The organism is Sandaracinus amylolyticus (genome assembly GCF_000737325.1).
GTDB classification, from domain to species: Bacteria; Myxococcota_A; Polyangia; order Polyangiales; family Sandaracinaceae; genus Sandaracinus; species Sandaracinus amylolyticus.
In genome coordinates this window covers 7,591,547-7,607,605 of record NZ_CP011125.1, presented here as the reverse complement: position 1 = coordinate 7,607,605, position 16,059 = coordinate 7,591,547, and the positions used below count along the sequence as shown (strand labels likewise).

The 16,059-nt window shown below is 71.4% G+C and carries 14 protein-coding genes; 6 read left to right on the top strand and 8 right to left on the bottom strand.

Annotated elements, in window-relative coordinates:
- Positions 1 to 70: 70 nt before the first annotated feature.
- The gene (locus DB32_RS32090) at positions 71 to 1,357 is read left to right on the top strand and encodes a hypothetical protein (RefSeq protein ID WP_053236459.1); all 1,287 of its coding nucleotides are present in this window, start codon (positions 71 to 73) and stop codon (positions 1,355 to 1,357) included.
- A 10-nt stretch (positions 1,358 to 1,367) separates the two neighbouring features.
- Positions 1,368 to 2,399, top strand: a complete 1,032-nt coding sequence (locus DB32_RS32085) for an amidohydrolase family protein (protein ID WP_053236458.1) — start codon at positions 1,368 to 1,370, stop codon at positions 2,397 to 2,399.
- Between the two features lie 9 nt (positions 2,400 to 2,408).
- On the opposite strand, the gene DB32_RS32080 is transcribed toward DB32_RS32085, so the two are convergent.
- Positions 2,409 to 2,858: a hypothetical protein gene (locus DB32_RS32080; protein WP_053236457.1), complete on the bottom strand. Its 450-nt coding sequence runs from the start codon at positions 2,856 to 2,858 to the stop codon at positions 2,409 to 2,411.
- Positions 2,859 to 2,923: 65 nt separating this feature from the next.
- Between DB32_RS32080 and DB32_RS32075 the strand changes: the two genes are divergently transcribed.
- Together DB32_RS32075 and DB32_RS32070 are read left to right on the top strand one after the other, a co-directional pair.
- On the top strand, positions 2,924 to 4,024 hold the full coding sequence (locus tag DB32_RS32075) for an FUSC family protein (protein ID WP_157069629.1): 1,101 nt from the start codon (positions 2,924 to 2,926) through the stop codon (positions 4,022 to 4,024).
- Positions 4,025 to 4,064: 40 nt separating this feature from the next.
- Positions 4,065 to 4,790 carry a hypothetical protein gene (locus tag DB32_RS32070; RefSeq protein WP_053236455.1) on the top strand — a complete coding sequence of 242 codons (726 nt, stop codon included), beginning with the start codon at positions 4,065 to 4,067 and terminating at the stop codon, positions 4,788 to 4,790.
- A gap of 335 nt (positions 4,791 to 5,125) precedes the next feature.
- On the opposite strand, the gene DB32_RS32065 is transcribed toward DB32_RS32070, so the two are convergent.
- Genes DB32_RS32065 through nirB form a run of 4 tightly spaced genes read right to left on the bottom strand, consistent with a single transcriptional unit; the run spans position 5,126 to position 12,043 of the window.
- Positions 5,126 to 6,562, bottom strand: a complete 1,437-nt coding sequence (locus DB32_RS32065) for an FAD-dependent oxidoreductase (RefSeq protein WP_240481274.1) — start codon at positions 6,560 to 6,562, stop codon at positions 5,126 to 5,128.
- Between the two features lie 14 nt (positions 6,563 to 6,576).
- Entirely contained in the window at positions 6,577 to 8,712 is a 2,136-nt protein-coding gene (locus DB32_RS32060; RefSeq protein WP_053236454.1) for a molybdopterin oxidoreductase family protein, read from the bottom strand.
- The gene (gene nirD / locus DB32_RS48675) at positions 8,712 to 9,563 is read right to left on the bottom strand and encodes a nitrite reductase small subunit NirD (protein WP_075097678.1); all 852 of its coding nucleotides are present in this window, start codon (positions 9,561 to 9,563) and stop codon (positions 8,712 to 8,714) included. The genes DB32_RS32060 and nirD overlap by 1 nt, the downstream gene beginning before the upstream one ends.
- Positions 9,560 to 12,043: a nitrite reductase large subunit NirB gene (nirB, locus tag DB32_RS32050; protein ID WP_053236453.1), complete on the bottom strand. Its 2,484-nt coding sequence runs from the start codon at positions 12,041 to 12,043 to the stop codon at positions 9,560 to 9,562. Before nirB ends, nirD begins: the two co-directional genes overlap by 4 nt.
- Positions 12,044 to 12,328: 285 nt before the next feature.
- On the opposite strand from nirB, the gene DB32_RS32045 reads away from it, so the two are divergent.
- Positions 12,329 to 13,651 carry an MFS transporter gene (locus DB32_RS32045; protein WP_075098076.1) on the top strand — a complete coding sequence of 441 codons (1,323 nt, stop codon included), beginning with the start codon at positions 12,329 to 12,331 and terminating at the stop codon, positions 13,649 to 13,651.
- On the opposite strand, the gene DB32_RS32040 is transcribed toward DB32_RS32045, so the two are convergent.
- Entirely contained in the window at positions 13,652 to 14,161 is a 510-nt protein-coding gene (locus tag DB32_RS32040) for a PaaI family thioesterase (RefSeq protein ID WP_053236451.1), read from the bottom strand. It lies immediately after the preceding gene.
- A gap of 69 nt (positions 14,162 to 14,230) precedes the next feature.
- Between DB32_RS32040 and DB32_RS32035 the strand changes: the two genes are divergently transcribed.
- The gene (locus DB32_RS32035; protein ID WP_083458044.1) at positions 14,231 to 15,115 is read left to right on the top strand and encodes a LysR family transcriptional regulator; all 885 of its coding nucleotides are present in this window, start codon (positions 14,231 to 14,233) and stop codon (positions 15,113 to 15,115) included.
- Here DB32_RS32035 and DB32_RS32030 read toward each other — a convergent pair whose 3' ends face one another.
- Positions 15,116 to 15,433, bottom strand: coding sequence for a hypothetical protein (locus DB32_RS32030; RefSeq protein WP_157069628.1), 318 nt, complete (start codon positions 15,431 to 15,433; stop codon positions 15,116 to 15,118).
- A 24-nt stretch (positions 15,434 to 15,457) separates the two neighbouring features.
- Positions 15,458 to 15,979: a hypothetical protein gene (locus DB32_RS32025; protein ID WP_157069627.1), complete on the bottom strand. Its 522-nt coding sequence runs from the start codon at positions 15,977 to 15,979 to the stop codon at positions 15,458 to 15,460.
- Between the last annotated feature and the right edge of the window lie 80 nt (positions 15,980 to 16,059).

The following is a 16,059-nucleotide window of genomic DNA, read 5'->3' as shown; positions in this document are numbered from 1 at the left end:
CCTACGGAAACGCGCCGGAAACGGCACGCATCGCGCGCGCACACGGACATCCGTGCTATCCACGCCGCGCATGCGCACGACGAGGGGGACGTTCCTGGGCGTGTTGATCTCATCGCTCGCGCTCGCGGGTTGCGGCGGCGGTGCCGACGACGGGGACGCCGGCACCGGGGGTCCACGCATCGATGCCGGCGCGCCGAGCGAGTCGTGCGGCAGCGTGCGGCTCACGACCTACGAGACGGCGGGCGAGGGCGGTTGGTGCGAGTACCCGACGAACCTGCCGATGCTCCCCGCGTTCGTGCGCGAGGGCTTCCACGCGGCGATCGCGGAGCCGTGGAACGGCAGCTCGTACCGCGGCGATCCCGGCGAGGCGTGCGGCGAGTGCTGGGAGATCGACAGCGTGACCGACACGCGCGTCGTGATGATCACGAACCTCTGCCCGATCGAGGGCAACCCGCTCTGCGCGGGGGCGCACTTCCACCTCGACGTCGCGCCCGCGGTGTCGAGCGCGCTGCGCGCGGGCTTCCTCGACGAGGGTCAGGCGCGACGCGTGCCGTGCCCGGTCAGCGGCAGCGTGCACCTCTACGTCAACGACGAGAACGTCACGTACATGCGCGTGGCCTTCGTGAACCACCGCGTGCCGATCCGCACCGCCGAGTTCCGCGGCATCGGCGACGGCGTGATGGAGCCGAACGAGTGGACGCCGCTGCGCCGCAGCGCGGGCGGCTGGGAAGTGATCGGCGACGGACGTCAGGTCGATCGCGGCGGGCAGGGCGTGCAGTTCCGCATCACCAGCGCGCAGGGCGAGGTGCTCGTCTCCGAGACGATCGTGCCCGGTCATCCCGAGCGTCGCAGCACGTGGGATCTCGGTGTGCAGTTCGAGGATCGCATGCCGCCGATGGGCGGCTCGTGCGACTTCGTCCCGCCCGGCGACGTGTACGTCGACGGATGGGGCGGCATCGATCAGGTGCGCTGGCTGATCGATCCGTGGGGGGAGGCCGAGGGTGGCTTCTTCGGCGAGACGATGAACGGGTGCGACTCGGGATCGTGCGTCGAGGTCGCGCGCTTCGCGCCCTCGAGCGGCTTTCACCTGCGCTACGGGCAGGCGTTCTCGCGCGACACGTTCTCGCGCATCGAGGCGCGGGTGCGCACGCGCTCGGGCGCTGCGCGCATCGGCGTCGCGCCGAGCCACGAGGGCACGCGCTGCCTGCGTCAGGTGTTCGACGTCGGGCCCGAGTGGAGCGAGGTGTCGATCGACCTCGCGGGCTGCGATCAGCCGACGCTCTCCGCGATCACGATGGACAGCGAGGGGTCGCCGACGTTCGCGCTCCTGATCGACGACGTGCGCTACGTGCGCTGAGGGACCCGAGATGAGCCTCGACGTTCCCGTCCTCGACGCGCACGTGCACCTCTGGGATCCGCGCACGACCCCGCGAATCGTCTCGCCCGCGGTGAAGCTCCTCGGGTTCTCGGATCGTGTGCTCCACGGCGTGGGATCGCGCCTCTTCCCGCAGCGCGATCTCGACTTCGTCGGTCGCACCGAGCACGTGCTCTCGAGCTTCCTGCCCGGCCACCTGCGGCTCGATCACGCGAGCGAGGACGTGCGCGGCTTCGTGCACGTCGAGGCGAGCTGGCGAGCGCGCGATCCGATGCGCTACGCCGACGAGACACGCTGGCTCGAGGCGCTCTGCGGATCCGAGCTGCGCGCGATCGTCGGGAACGCGGACCTCGCGCATCCGCGGCTCGACGCGCTCTTGCAAGCGCATCGCTCGGCGAGCACGCGCGTCGTCGGGGTGCGCGACAAGCTCGCGTACTCGCACGATCCGAAGATCGCGACGTGGGCGAAGTCGGCCGATCGCATGCGCGATCCTGCGTGGCGTCACGGCTACGCGCGGCTCGGCGAGCGCGGGCTGACGTTCGACGCGTGGATGTACGCACCGCAGCTGCGCGAGCTCGAGGCGCTCGTTCGCGACGTGCCGGGCACGCGCGTGGTGCTCGATCACCTCGGCACGCCCATCGGGCTCGGCGGGCCGGACGGCGCGCGCGTCGCGGCGGCGTGGCACGAGGATCTCGCGCGTCTCGCGCAGCACCGTCACGTGCACGCGAAGATCAGCGGGCTGACGATGCCGATCGTCGGCTTCGGGCTGCACACGCGCGCGACCCCGCCGAGCGCGTCGGAGCTCGCGGACCTGCTCGGCCCGCACGTCGAGCACGCGCTGCGGGTGTTCGGCGTCGAGCGCTGCTTTTTCGCGTCGAACTTCCCGATGGACAAGGTGAGCGCGCCCTGGGCGACGCTCTTCGATGCGTTCGCGCAGCTCACGTCGGCTCGCACCCGGGACGAGCGTCGCGCGCTGTTCCACGACAACGCGCTCCGTTTCTACGGCGTCGCCGGCGTGGAGTGATCGCGCGCCTCAGGCGGGAGTGCTCGCGGTGCTTGCCGGCACCGGGTGGTCGCGGGTGGGATCGCCGACGTACGGCGCGTTCAGCACGTGCGCGTACCAGTACATCGGCTGCGCGACCCAGGGCGCCAGGATGAACCCCGCGATCCACGCGACGCGGTGGTCGATGCGCGGGTTCTGCGCCGCGAACCAGATGTAGAAGAGCGACAGCATGTAGTCCGCGATCGCTGCGAAAAGCAGCACGAAGTGGAGCGTCTGGCCGGGGCGCTCGCGCGCGACGTTCGGCGCCAGGATCATCACGAGCACCTCGGCGAGCGCGGTGATCACGAAGATCGCGACCGACCCGAGCGTGATCACGCCGAGCGTCATGCGCGCGCGGCGGCTCCAGCGCGGGATCGACTCGTCGCGTCCGACGCGGGTCGAGGACTGGGCGGGCACGGTGATGGTCGCGACTCTCGCCATGACGCGCGAAGGATGCGCGGCGCGTGCCACGCGACGAGCGCACGTCGCGGCTATTGGATCGCGTGATGAGCGACCGGGCAGGAGTACACGGCATGCTGCGCGCCGCGGCGCACGAGCTCGAGATGCGCGCATCCGGCGCTGCTTCGCGCGCGTGGCATCGGCTCGTGAGCGAGATGCCGCTGCTCGTGCCGAAGACGCTCGCCGCGACGACGGCGTGGTTCCTCGCCTCGCTCGTCGCCGATCACGCGGAGCCCTTCTTCGCGCCGATCGCGGCGGTGGTCGCGCTCAACGCGCCGCTCGGTCATCGCGGGGTGAACGCGTTTCGCGTCGTCATCGGCATCGTGATCGGGATCCTCGTCGGGACTGCCGCGTTCCACATCGTCGGTGGTGGCTACGGAACGCTCACGCTCGCGACGTTCGCGGCGATGGCGATCGCGACGATGCTCGTCGGTGCACGCGCGGCGATCGGGCAGTCCGCGAGCGGCGCGATCCTCACGGTGGTCGCGGCACGGAGCGACGTCGGCTCGAACCACCTCGAAGATGCGCTGATCGGCGCGGGCGTCGCGCTCGTGTTCAGTCAGTTCCTCTTCTCGCCCGAGCCGGTGCGCCTCCTGCGGCGCGTCGAGTCGACGACGCTGCACGAGATGTCGATCGGGCTCGCGCTCACCGCCGACGCGTTCGAGCGCGCGGCGGATCGCCCTCGCCTGCTGCAGCGCGCGCTCGACGCGCTGCACTCGGTGAGGATGCGGCTGGCGGAGCTCGAGGAGGCGAGCGCCGCGAGCGACGCGACAGCACGACACTCACCGATCTGGCGGTTCTTGCGCCGGGGCCGGCTCGCGACGGCGCGCGAGGATGCGGAGCGCCTCGACATGCTCGGCGCGAGCTGCTTGATGCTCGCGAGGATGCTGCCCTCGGTCACGCTCGACGAGCGGCGTCGTCTCGCGCCGCGGCTCCGTGACCTCGCGGACGCGCTCGCGGAGCTCGCCGAGGCACCCGACGCGTCCGATGCGCGAGCGCGTGCAGCCGAGCGCGTCCTCGCGATCACGCGCGCGGCGAACGGCATCGATCCGATGATGGATCCGTACGACGCGGCGGCGCGCGTCGCGGTGCGCACGATCGCGGACGATCTGATCGCGTTCGCGCAGATCGCGCCGAAACGCTCGTGATCTGGCCCGAACGTTGCGACGATGTGCGTGGGGGTCTCTCATGCGCCAGCTCGTGCCGCTCTTCGCGCTCCTCGTCGCCGCCGGATGCTCCGCCTCGCACGATCGAGGGCCGGTCGATCCACCGGACGTCGATGGAGGTCGCCGCGACGGCGGGCACGACCTCGGCTGTGCGCGCGACGTTGGTCCGATCGCGCCGCCGTTCTGGTGCGTGCAGGCGGATGGTCACGTGTGCGGCGACGTGCAGCGCGTGCCCGACTGCGTCGGAACGGAGTGGCAGTGCCCTGCGACGTGGCGCCGCTCCGACGAGGTCGAGTGTTGGTGCAGCGGGCGTCCGCCGTCGACGAGCTGCACGTGCACGCCGACCGGCTGGTCGTGCGCGCTCGACGCCGGCGTGTCCGGTGAGTGCCCGAGCGAGCCCGGAGCAGCCGAAGGGACTCCCTGCGCCGAAGAGGGTCGCAGCTGCGGTCGCTGCACCGACTCGTGCGGCTTCTGCAACATCCTCCGCTGCGAGTCGGGCCAGTGGATGCGCCTCGAGGCGCACCCGCGTCCGCCGCCGTGCACGCCGTTCGAGTGCGGCCCCGAGCTGCGCTGCGCCGTCGAATTCGAGTACTGCGAGCGCGTCCGCTCCGACGTCGGCGGCTTCCCCGACGACTACGCGTGCCGCGCGCTGCCCGCGTCGTGCTCGTCGTGCGACTGCCTGCCCGAGAGCGGCACCTGCGAGCGCGGCAGCGAGGGCGGCCTCACCGTCACGTTCCCGGGCGGGTGAATCCTCTCTGGACGAAGAATCGGCTCGCCCGCCGTCCGGAACCGGCGGACGAGCACTCCGGCAGGGACTCATCCATCGGCTCGCCCGCCGGTCCCTCCCGTCCGCGCGCGTCGCGCGCTCCCGTCCGGAACCGGCGAACGAGCACTCCGGCAGGGACTCATGCATCGGCTCGCCCGCCGGTCCCTCCCGTCCGCGCGCGTCGCGCGCTCCCGTCCGGGACCGACGAACGAGCACTCCGGCAGGGACTCATCCATCGGCTCGCCCGCCGGTCCCTCCCGTCCGCGCGCGTCGCGCGCTCCCGTCCGGGACCGACGAACGAGCACTCCGGCAGGGACTCACTCCCCGACGGCTGCGGGTCGTGCGCGCAGCGTGCAGAGCTGCGCGATCTCGCTCTTGCACGAGCCGCAGCCGGTGCCGGCCTGCGTGATCTCGGCGACGCCCTCCACCGTCGCCGCGCCGCCGTCGATCGCCGCCATCACCGTGCTCAGCGGCACGCGGTGACAGTTGCACAGCACGCGATCCGCCGATCGCGCTCCGCCCGCCGCGCACGTCGACGAGAGCGCCTCGAGCGGATCTTCGGGCAGCGAGTCGCCGCGATCGAAGAGCTGCACCAGCTGCGCGGCGATCTTCGTGTTGCCCACGAGCATCGCGCCCACGAGCTGGCCGTTCCGGACCACGAGCTTGCGATACGCGTCCTTGCGCTCCTCGAGCACCTGGATGACGTCGTCGCTCTCGAGCTCGGGCTCGCGGATCCCCATCGACGCGACCTCGACGCCCGCGACCTTCAGGCGCGCGTAGATCTTCGAGCCGCGATACCGCGCAGTGGGATCGCGCCCCGAGAGGATGCTCGCGAGCACCGTCGCCTGCTCGAGCACCGGCGCGACGATGCCGTACGTCATGCCGCGATGCTCGGCGCACTCGCCCACCGCGTAGACGCCGGGCACCTCGGTCATCAGCGCGTCGTTCACGAGGATGCCGCGGTTCACCGGGATCCCCGACGCGACCGCGACCTCGCGGCGCGGCCGCACGCCGCACGCGATCACGATCGTCTCCGCCGCGAGCCGCTGTCCGTCGTCGAGCACGATGCCCTCGACCGCGTGCTCGCCGAGCACCGCCTCGGCGGTGCGCCCCGCGCGCACGAAGATCCCGGTGCGCTCGATCTGCTTGCGCAGCATCTGACCACCCACGTGATCGAGCTGCGTCTCCATCAGCCCCTGCGCGAGGTGCACGACGGTCACGTGGAGCCCCGCGTCGCAGAGCACCTTCGCAGCCTCGAGCCCGAGCAGACCGCCGCCGAGCACCACCGCGTTGTCGCCCGGCCGGACGTGCGCGCGGATGCGCGCGCAGTCGTCGAGCGTCCGGTACACGAACGCGCCCTTCTTGAGCTCGCCGCCCAGCCCGAACACGCCCGCGAGCGGCGGCACGAGCGGCACGCTCCCCGTCGCCATCACCGCGACGTCGTACGGGTGCTCGTCGCCGTTCTTCAGCTGCAGGCGACGGCTCGCGGTGTCGAGCTTCGTCACCGTCGCGGTCGAGACCAGACGCACGCCACGATCCTCGTACCAGCGCGGCGTCTTCATCACGATGGCATCGGGCTCCTCGCCCGAGAGCACGCGCCCGAGGAGCACGCGGTTGTACGCACCACCGGGCTCTTCGCCGAACACGGTGATGTCGTAGCGATCGGTGGCGTCGCGCGCGACGAGATCGTCGAGCAGCCGGCTCGCCGCCATGCCGTTGCCGATGATCGCGAGTTGCTTCTTCTTGCTCTTCACGTCTCGCCCTTCAGTCAACGGACCACTCGCAGATGGGAGGAGCCACCATCGATGCGCGCGCGCACCGCGCAGACCTTGAACTCCGGCATTCGGCTCGTGGGATCGAGCGCGGGATTCGTGAGCACGTTCGCCGCGTGTCGCCCGCCCCAGTGGAAGGGCGCGAACAGCGTGTCGGGGCGCACGTCCGGGCTCAGCGCGATGCGGAACACGACGCTCCCGCGACGGCTCTCGACGAGCAGGCGCTCGCCGTCGCCGATCCCGAGTCTGCTCGCGAGCCACGGGTGCACCTGCACGCGCGGCTCGGGCTGCGCGTCGACGAGCTCTCCGACGCGTCGAGTCTGAGCGCCGGAGTTGTAGTGCTCTTTGTAGCGGCCGGTCGTGAACCAGAGCGGATAGGTCGAGTCCGGCTCTTCACCGGCCGCGCGATGATCGACCGCGACGAAGCGTGCCTTTCCGTCGGAGTGATGGAATCGTTCGGCGAAGAGGCGCGGAGTGCCGGGATGGCTCGCGTCGGGGCAGGGCCAGAACACGCCCTGTTCGCGGTCGATCCGCGCGTGCGTGATCCCGCTGTAGTCCGCCATCGCGCCGCGCGTCGCGCGGCCGAGCTCCTCGAACACCGCTTCGGGCGCCGAGGTCGTGAACTTGTCGCCCGCGCCGAGCCGCTCCGCGAGGTCGCACAGGATCGCGAGATCGGAGCGCGGCCCCGCCGGCGCGTCGCGCATCTTGCGCCGCAAGATCACGCGTCCTTCGAAATTCGTCGTGGTGCCCGTCTCCTCGGCCCACTGGGTCACCGGGAGCACCACGTGCGCGTGCGCCGACGTCTCGTTGAGGAACGCGTCCGCGACGACGAGCAGCTCGAGCTGCGCGAGCTTCTTCTCGATCGACGTCGAGCTCGGCGACGCGACCGCCACGTTCGAGCCGAACACGAGCAGTCCGTGGACTCCGTCGCTGCCCTTCCTGCCCATCGCGTCGAGCAGCTCGTACGCGCTGCGTCCCTTGCGCGGCAGGGTCTCCGGCGCGACGCCCCAGACCGCAGCGACGGCCTCGCGATCACTCTCGCGCTCGATCAGTCGATATCCGGGGAGCTGATCCGCTTTTTGTCCGTGCTCGCGCCCGCCCTGACCATTTCCTTGTCCGGTGAGCGTGCCATATCCGCTGTACGGCTTTCCCACCTTGCCGAGGGCGAGCATCAGATTGCAGAGCGCAGAGACGGTGTCCGCGCCCTTCGACTGCTGCTCGGGCCCGCGCCCCGACAGCAGCATCGCGCTCTCGCTCTTCGCGATCAGATCGATCGCGCGCTGCATGTCGCTCGCCGACACGCCGGTGATGCGCTCGACGCGCGAGGGCGGGAATTCGAGCACCTTGCGGCGCACGTCGTCGAACCCGACGGTGCGCGCGTCGATGTACTCGCGATCGATGAGGCCCTGTTCGATCGCCAGGTGGAGCAAGCCGTTCGCGAGCGCGAGATCGGAGCCCGGCGTGAGCTGGAGGTGCAGCGTCGCGCCACGCGCCGTCTCGGTGCGCCGCGGGTCGACGACGATCGACTCACCGCCCTCGCGCTGCGCCGTGATCCACTGCATCAGCGGAGGCAGCGTGTCGGCCGCGTTCGATCCCCAGAGCACGAGCGTGCGAGTCCGCGCGATGTCGCTGACCGGAAAAGGCAGCCCGCGATCGATGCCGAACGCGCGGTTCTGTCCCGCCGCGCCCGACGCCATGCAATATCGACCGTTGTAGTCGATCTGCGATGATCGCAGCGCGACGCGCACGAATTTCCCGAGGAGATACGCCTTCTCGTTCGTGAGCGCGCCACTCCCGAACGCCGCGACCGCGTCGTTTCCGTGCGTCTCCTGGATTCGACGGATACCGTCGATCACGCGCGAGAGCGCGTCGTCCCAGCTCGCCGGCTCGAGGCGACCCTGCGCATTGCGCACCAGCGGCGTCGTGATGCGCTCCGCGTGATCGAGGAGCGCGGCGGACGTGAACCCCTTGATGCACATCTGTCCGCGGTTCACCGGGAAGTCCGGATCGGCGCGCACCGTCGTCGCCACGTCCTTGCCGGACGTGATCACCATCCCGCACTGGAACGCGCAGTACGGGCAGTGTGTGCGCGTCTCCGACGGCACGGTGACGACGCTGAGCCGGCGCGACATCACGCGCTCTCTTTGCGTGCCACCGGTGCGGAGAGGACGGGCTCGGAGATCGCTGCTCCGCAGAGCTCGATGCGCGCGAGCCGCTTCACGCTCTCGTGCCCCGCGAGGAACGGCGCGACGAGGCGCAGCGGTCCGCCGTGCTCGGGCGCGAGCGGCGCGCCGTTCATCTCGAACACCAGCATCGTGCGCGGATCGATCGCGTGGCGTCGCGAGAGCGCGCGCTCGGTGCCTCCGGCATGGAGCGTCACCGTCGCGCCGAGCGCGTCGCCTCCGACGTCCTCGAGCACGTCGCAGAGGCGTACGCCGCTCCACTGCACGGGCCTCGAGAACCCGAACATCATCGTCGTGACGTAGGTCGGCACGTCACGCACCGCGTAGCGCGCGCGCAGATCGTCGGCGCTCAGCGCGACGACGCGCTCCGACGCGCGCGTCACCTCGAGCAGCGGAGCCTCGTGATCGCACACGATCGGCCGGCGTGACGTGAGCGCGCCTTCGGGCACCACGCTCGAGTCGCTCGGCGTCACGTCGAGATAGACGTGCTCCCCGCGGACGTCGACCGGGAACTTCGACACACAGCCCTTGTCCGGCGCGACCGCAGAGCCGCTCTGCAGCTCGATCTGCCAGCCGTGCATCGGGCACACGACGCGCTCTCCCGCGACGATTCCCTCGCTCAGCACGCCGCCCTTGTGCGGGCAGCGATCGACGACCGCGAAGATCTTGCCCGCGCTCGTGCGGAACACCGCGATCTCGACTCCGTCGATCGTCACCTGCCGTCCGCCCCCTGCGGGGATCTCGCCCACCGCGCAGGCGCGCACCCAGCGACGCTCGTCCATGCTCGTCTCGATGCTCATGCGACCACCTTCAGCTTCAAGCGGAGCGGCGCGAACTCGCGCTCCATCTCCTCGTCGCCCGACTCCAGCTTCGTCACGCGCTCGCGCCACGGCTCGACGCGCGCTTCGAGCGCCTCCTCCATGCGATCGACCAGCGCCGCGCGGTTCTCGAGATCGTCGACGACCGCCTTGCGGATCGCCTCGATGCCGACGCGCTCGACCCAGTGCGCGGTGCGCTCCCCGTAGGTCGCGTCCTCGCGGTAGTGCTGCAGGAACGCGGCGATCAGGTCCATCGCCTCGTCGTCGCTCTCGACCTTCGCGAGCAGCTCGGCGGTGCGCACCTTGATGCCGCCGTTGCCGCCGACGTAGATCTCCCACTCGGTCTCGCCCGCGATCAGGCCGACGTCTTTGACCAGCGATTCGGCGCAATTCCGCGGGCACGCATTGACCGCCATCTTCACCTTGGCGGGCGTCCACAGGTTCTCGAACGTGCGCTCGACGCGGATGCCGAAGCCCATCGAGTCGCGCGTCCCGAAGCGACACCACGTCGAGCCGACGCAGGTCTTCACGGTGCGGACGCCCTTCGCGTAGGCGAAGCCCGACGGCATGTCGAGCGCCTTCCAGACCGCGGGGAGGTCCTCCTTCTTCACGCCGAGGAGGTCGATGCGCTGACCGCCCGTGACCTTCACCGTCGGCACGTGGAAGCGCTTCGCGACCTGCGCGATGCGCATGAGCTCGTCGGGCGTCGTCACGCCGCCGTACATGCGCGGCACGACCGAGTACGTTCCGTCGCGCTGGATGTTCGCGTGGACGCGCTCGTTCACGAAGCGCGAGCGCGGATCGTCCTCGTTCTCACCGGGCCACGCGACGGTCAGGTAGTAGTTGATCGCGGGGCGGCACGTCGCGCATCCGTCGCCGGCCCAGCCGAGCACGCTCATCGTCTCGCGCACCGACGTGAGGTGCTGCTCGTGGATCGCGGCGATCACCTCTTCGCGCGAGAGCGACGTGCAGTCGCAGAGCGTCTTCTTGGTCGGCTTCGCGGTCACCGAGTCGCCGTGCACCAGGCGCAGCAGCGACTCGACCTGCGGCCCGCATCCGCCGCACGAGCGCGACGCGTTGGTGCACGCCGCGACCTCCTTGCGCGTCGTCAGGCCCTGCTCGCGGATCGCACAGAGCACCGCGCCCTTCGCGACGCCGTTGCACGCGCAGATCGTCGCGCTCTCGGGCAGCGCTGCGACCGCCGCATCGGGCGAGGCCGACGCGCCGCCCGCGCTCGCGAGCTCCGGGAACAGGATCGCGGCGCGCGGTCCCTCGACCGCCGTCCCGCCCTTCACCAGCGCGTCGAGCGAGCCCGAGAGCGTCGCGTCGCCGACCAGCACCGCGCCGACCGCCTTGCCGTCGCGGAAGAGCACCTTCTTGTACACGCCGGCGCTCGAGTCCTCGGCGCGCAAGATCTCGCACGCTCCGTCGCCGAACGGATCGCCCGCCGAGAACACGTCGACGCCCGACACCTTGAGCTTCGTCGAGACGACCGAGCCCTCGTACGCAGCCGTCGTCTCGCCCGCGAGGTGCGCGGCCGCGACGCGGCCCATCTCGTAGAGCGGCGCGACGAGCCCGTAGCAGAGGCCCCGATGCTCCACGCACTCGCCGACCGCGTAGACGTCGGGATCCGACGTGCGCAGGAAGTCGTCGACGATCACGCCGCGGCGGCACTCGATGCCCGCGCTCTTCGCCAGCTCCGCGTTGGGCACGATCCCCGCGGCCATCACCACGATCTCGGCGTCGAGCGTCGAGCCGTCGGCGAAGCGCAGCCCGCGCACGCGGCCGTCTTCGTCGGCGAGGATCTCCTCGGTCTTCTTGCCGAGCGCGACGTGCACGCCCTGCTGCTCGATCGCGCGGCGCAGGTACTCGCCGCCCGCCGCATCGAGCTGGCGCTCCATCAGCGTCGACACGAGGTGCACGACCGTGACCTCGAGCCCGTGCGCCGCGAGCCCGCGCGCCGCTTCGAGCCCGAGCAGACCGCCGCCGATCACCGCTGCGCGCGTCGCGGTCTTCGCGCGCTCGATCATCGCGTCGCAGTCCTCGTACGTGCGGAACACGTAGACGCCGTCGAGATCGCGCCCCGGCACCGGCAGCACGAACGCGCGCGAGCCGGTCGCGTAGAGGACCTTGTCGTAGGGCGCCTCGATGCCGTTCTCGCTGACGACGACGCGCCGCTCGCGATCGATGCGCGCGACCTTCGCGCCGAGGTGCAGCGTGATCCCGCGCTCCGCGTACCAGGCGTCGTCGTTGAGCACGACGTCGTCCCAGCCCTTCTCACCGAGCAGCACGCCCGAGAGTTGGATGCGGTCGTAGTTGGTCCGCTCCTCCGCGGAGAAGACGGTCACATCGAAGCGCCCGGGCGCGCGCTCGAGCAGCGCGTCGAGGCAGCGGATGCCCGCCATTCCATTGCCGATCACGACCAGCCGCTCGCGTGAGCCCGTCCGCTCCAGTGCACGCATGGACCGAAACTTCTGATGGTCAGTTTTCGGCTGCGTTTCCGACGTGTTCATTCGCGCGTTCTCACACTCGACGACGCAGCGCGAGAACTGCCGGAAATCCGAGCGAAACCGAGTGAGTGCCAATCACGACATCGAGGACGTCCACGCTGGACTCCCGTCGTCGTGGGCGGTAGTCGGTTTCCATCGAGTAACATTCGTGTTCATTCGCGCGTGAGCGCGTGCGCCGACGCGGCTTTCAACGCGCGCGACATCGTCCGGAAACCGAGCGCACGAAGCCTTCCGCGCATGTCGACCGGACCCGCGACCGCGCTCCGCCTGCGCGACCTCTCGTCTCCACCGATGCGCGCGTTCCACATCACGTGGATCGCGTTCTTCCTCTGCTTCTTCGCGTGGTTCGCGACTGCGCCGCTCCTGCCGCTCGCGCGCGAGGCGCTCGCGCTGACGCAGGCGCAGATGGACGCGCTGCTCGTGGCGTCGCTCGCCACGACGATCGTCGCGCGTCCGGTGGTCGGGTGGATCTGCGATCGCGTCGGGCCGCGCCGCACGTACACCGTGCTGCTCGTCGTCGCGGCGGTGCCGCTGCTGTGCATGCCGCTCGTCGATCGCTACGAGATCCTGCTCGCGCTGCGGCTGCTCAACGGGCTCGCCGGCGCCTCGTTCGTCGTCACGAGCGTGCACACGGCGCGCATGTTCGCGCCCAATTGCGTGGGCACCGCGAGCGCCACGGCCGCGGGCTGGGGCAACCTCGGCGGCGGTGTCGCGCACCTCGCGATGCCCGCGCTGCTCGGCATGGTGATCGCGCTCGGCGCGGACGAGGCGTGGGGCTGGCGCTACGCGACGGTGATCCCGGGCGTCGCGCTGCTCGCGTGGTCGTTCGTCTACTTCGCGTTCACGCAGGATCTGCCCGAGGGCGATCAGCTCGCGCTCGCGCGCGAGGGCAAGTACGTGCGGCCTCCGCCGAAGGCGCTCCTGAGCGTGGCGCGCGATCCGCGCGTGTGGCTCCTCGCGCTGCAGTACGGCGCGTGCTTCGGCGTGGAGATCGCGCTCGAGAACGCGGCGACGCTGTACTTCCGTGATCGCTTCGCGCTCGGCCTGGCGGCGGCGGGCGCGGTCGCGGGGTGCTTCGGGGGAGTGAACATCTTCGCGCGCGCGCTCGGCGGATGGCTCGGTGATCGCGCGGGCTCGCGCGGCGGCGTCCGCGGCCGGCTCGGGCTGCTCGCGATCGTGCTCGTGGTCGAGGGCGCCGCGCTGGTGCTCCTCTCGACCCTCGACGGAGTGGAGAGCGCGGTCGTGGTGTTCGTGTCGATCGGCCTCTTCGTCGCGATGGGCGCGGGCGCGACGTACGCCGCCGTGCCGCTGCTGCACCCGAAGACGATGGGCGCGGTCAGCGGCTGGGTGGGCGCGGGCGGCAACCTCGGCGCGGTCGCCGCCGCCGTCGCGCTCGGGTCCGGGCGCATGCTCGACGGCAGCGCGTTCCTCACGATCGGGGTCGGGACGATCGCGCTCGCCGCGCTCACGCCGATCGTGATCGCGATCGAGTCGAACGCGACGGTGCCCGAGAGCGAGCCCGTGCCGCTGCCGCTCCCCGCCGACGACGTCGCGGAGTGATCAGCGGCGATCGAGCGGGTCGAAGACGAAGCACGTCGACGTCGCGGTCGCGTAGAGCTTGCCGTCGCGGACGCCGACGAGGCGGGCTTCGGCGACCGCGACGCGCGTGCCGGGATGCACGACCCGACCCTCCGCGCGCACGCGACCGACGTCGGGGCGCAGCGCGCGGAGGAACTTCACCTCGAGGGTCGCCGAGGTGTACGCGAGCCCCGCGCGGAGCGTCGTGTGCACCGCGCACCCGAGCGCGCTGTCGAGCAACGTCGACACGTAGCCGCCGTGCACGCTGCCGAGCGGATTGAAGACGTAGTCCGGTACGTCCCCTTCGAACGTCGCCTCGCCCTCGGCGACGTGCGTGAGCGTGTAGTCGAGCGTCGCGGCGATCGACGGCGGCGGGAGCTCGCCGTTCGCCATCGCGCGCATGGCGTCGAGCCCGCTGCGCTCGAGCAGTGGCGCGGGGCTCGGCAGCGGCAGGGGATAACGATAGCTGCGGTCTCGGCTCGGGTGGGTCATGCGTCGAGCATTGTCCTCGGCGCGCCTCGGGGCCCCATTCACCGATGAATCGCTGACATTCACGGATGAATGGCTCACGCTCGCGCGATGGACTGGGAGTCGTGCCGGGTGTTCCTCGAGGTCGCGCGTGCCGGGAGCTTCTCCTCCGCAGCGCGCACGCTCGGGATCAGCCAGCCCACGGTGGGACGCCGCATCGCGGCGCTCGAGAGCGCGCTCGGGGTGCGTCTCGTCGTACGGCGGGCGCGCGAGATCGTCCTGACCGCCGACGGCGAGGCGCTCGTCGCCGACGTGCGCCGCATGGAGGACGCGCTCGTCGTCGCGCAGCGGCGCCTGCTCGCGCAGAGCACCGACGACGCCGCACCGGTGCGGGTGTCGGTCACCGAGGGCCTCGGGACGTTCCTCGTGCGCGAGCTCGCGGGGACCACCGAGCCGCGTCTCTCGTTCGTCGTGGCCAACGAGACGGTCGATCTCTCGCGGCGTGTCGCCGACCTCGCCGTTCGCCTCGTCCGCCCGCAGCAGCCCGACCTCATCGCGCGGCGCGTCGGCACGCTGCGCTTCGGGCTCTATGCGTCGCCGTCGTACCTCGCGCGCCGCGGCGTACCTCGGCGTGCGAGCGATCTCGCGAAGCACGAGCTCGTGCGGTGGGGCGGCACGCTGCGTCCGGCGTTCGATCGATGGGTGGACGCGCACGCGGGCGATGCGCGACCTGGGCTCGTCGTCGACAGCCTCGCGCTCATGCGCGAAGCCGCGCGCGCGGGGTGGGGCATCGTCGCAGGCGCGTGCGTCGTGCACGACGGCGATCCCGCGCTGCGACGTGTGCTCCCGCGCGCGTCACTGCCCGCGATGGAGGTGTGGCTCGCGGCGCATCGCGACGTTCGCCGTGGGCCGCGCGTGTCGCGCACGTGGGCGCTGCTCGAGCAGGTGCTGCGCGCCGAGCTCGGCGACGGCGCGTGATCACGGCAGCGCGACGCCGCACTCCGACGGCTCGCGCAGCGGCGTGGACCCGGGAGGCGGCGGCGGAACGCCCAGCGGGCGCAGGAACACGCGGTCCTCGCGCACGTGGCAGGCGATGCACGGCGCGCGATCGACGCCGATGCACGCGGCCTGATCTTCGGTGAGCTCGAGCTCGCCGAGCAGACCCGCGTCGGGCTCGTCCTCGGTGCGCTGCGCGTCGGGCCCGGCGTCGCGCTGCGCGAGCGCGTCGAACGAGCGCGCACAGCCGAGCGCCATCACCGCGAGCACGAGCGCGACCCAGCGTGATCGAGCGAGCACGCGCACCAGCATCGCACGAGACGGTCAGAGGCACGCGTCGACGGGAACGAGCCCGGTGTCGGGCGGCGGCGGGGGCACGCCGATCGGGCGCAGCACCAGCACGTCGTGGCGTCGGTGACACGCCGTGCACGGCGGTCGGTCGATGCCGAGGCACGCGGCCTGCTCGTCCGTGAGCACGATCTCGGACGCGGGGTCGAGCGGCGGCGGAGGCGGCGGGTCGGGGATCTCGACGCAGCCTGGCGGCGGAGGCGTGAGCGGGACGACGTGCGTCGGAGGCGGCGGTGGACCCGACGGCCGCAGATAGAACGTGCCTTCGCGCAGGTGGCACGACGCGCAGACCGGCTCGGCGAGGCCGAGGCAGGTCGCCTGCTGTGGATCGAGCGGATCGTCGCCGGGCGTCGGGTCGCCGGGCCCCGCGTCGTCGCACGTGGTGGCCGCGTCGTCGCGCCCTTCGAGCTCGTGGCCGGGCCCGGGCCGCTCGGTGCTGCGCGCGCACGCGCTCAGCGCGAGAACGAGCACCCACGCGGCGGTGGTTCGTCGCATCATCGTCATGAGCCTGGGGCACCTGGCCGCGCCCGAACGGCTCACGAGATCGCGCGTCGCGCGAAGATGAGCCGTTCTCGCCC

Bases quoted from the DNA above. Each gene is read 5' to 3' on its own strand.
- DB32_RS32090 (WP_053236459.1), top strand. From the start codon at position 71: ATGCGCACGACGAGGGGGACGTTCCTGGGCGTGTTGATCTCATCGCTC.
- DB32_RS32085 (WP_053236458.1), top strand. From the start codon at position 1,368: ATGAGCCTCGACGTTCCCGTCCTCGACGCGCACGTGCACCTCTGGGAT.
- DB32_RS32080 (WP_053236457.1), bottom strand. From the start codon at position 2,858: ATGGCGAGAGTCGCGACCATCACCGTGCCCGCCCAGTCCTCGACCCGC.
- DB32_RS32075 (WP_157069629.1), top strand. From the start codon at position 2,924: ATGAGCGACCGGGCAGGAGTACACGGCATGCTGCGCGCCGCGGCGCAC.
- DB32_RS32070 (WP_053236455.1), top strand. From the start codon at position 4,065: ATGCGCCAGCTCGTGCCGCTCTTCGCGCTCCTCGTCGCCGCCGGATGC.
- DB32_RS32060 (WP_053236454.1), bottom strand. From the start codon at position 8,712: ATGTCGCGCCGGCTCAGCGTCGTCACCGTGCCGTCGGAGACGCGCACA.
- nirD (WP_075097678.1), bottom strand. From the start codon at position 9,563: ATGAGCATCGAGACGAGCATGGACGAGCGTCGCTGGGTGCGCGCCTGC.
- nirB (WP_053236453.1), bottom strand. From the start codon at position 12,043: ATGCGTGCACTGGAGCGGACGGGCTCACGCGAGCGGCTGGTCGTGATC.
- DB32_RS32045 (WP_075098076.1), top strand. From the start codon at position 12,329: ATGTCGACCGGACCCGCGACCGCGCTCCGCCTGCGCGACCTCTCGTCT.
- DB32_RS32040 (WP_053236451.1), bottom strand. From the start codon at position 14,161: ATGACCCACCCGAGCCGAGACCGCAGCTATCGTTATCCCCTGCCGCTG.
- DB32_RS32035 (WP_083458044.1), top strand. From the start codon at position 14,231: ATGGCTCACGCTCGCGCGATGGACTGGGAGTCGTGCCGGGTGTTCCTC.
- DB32_RS32025 (WP_157069627.1), bottom strand. From the start codon at position 15,979: ATGATGCGACGAACCACCGCCGCGTGGGTGCTCGTTCTCGCGCTGAGC.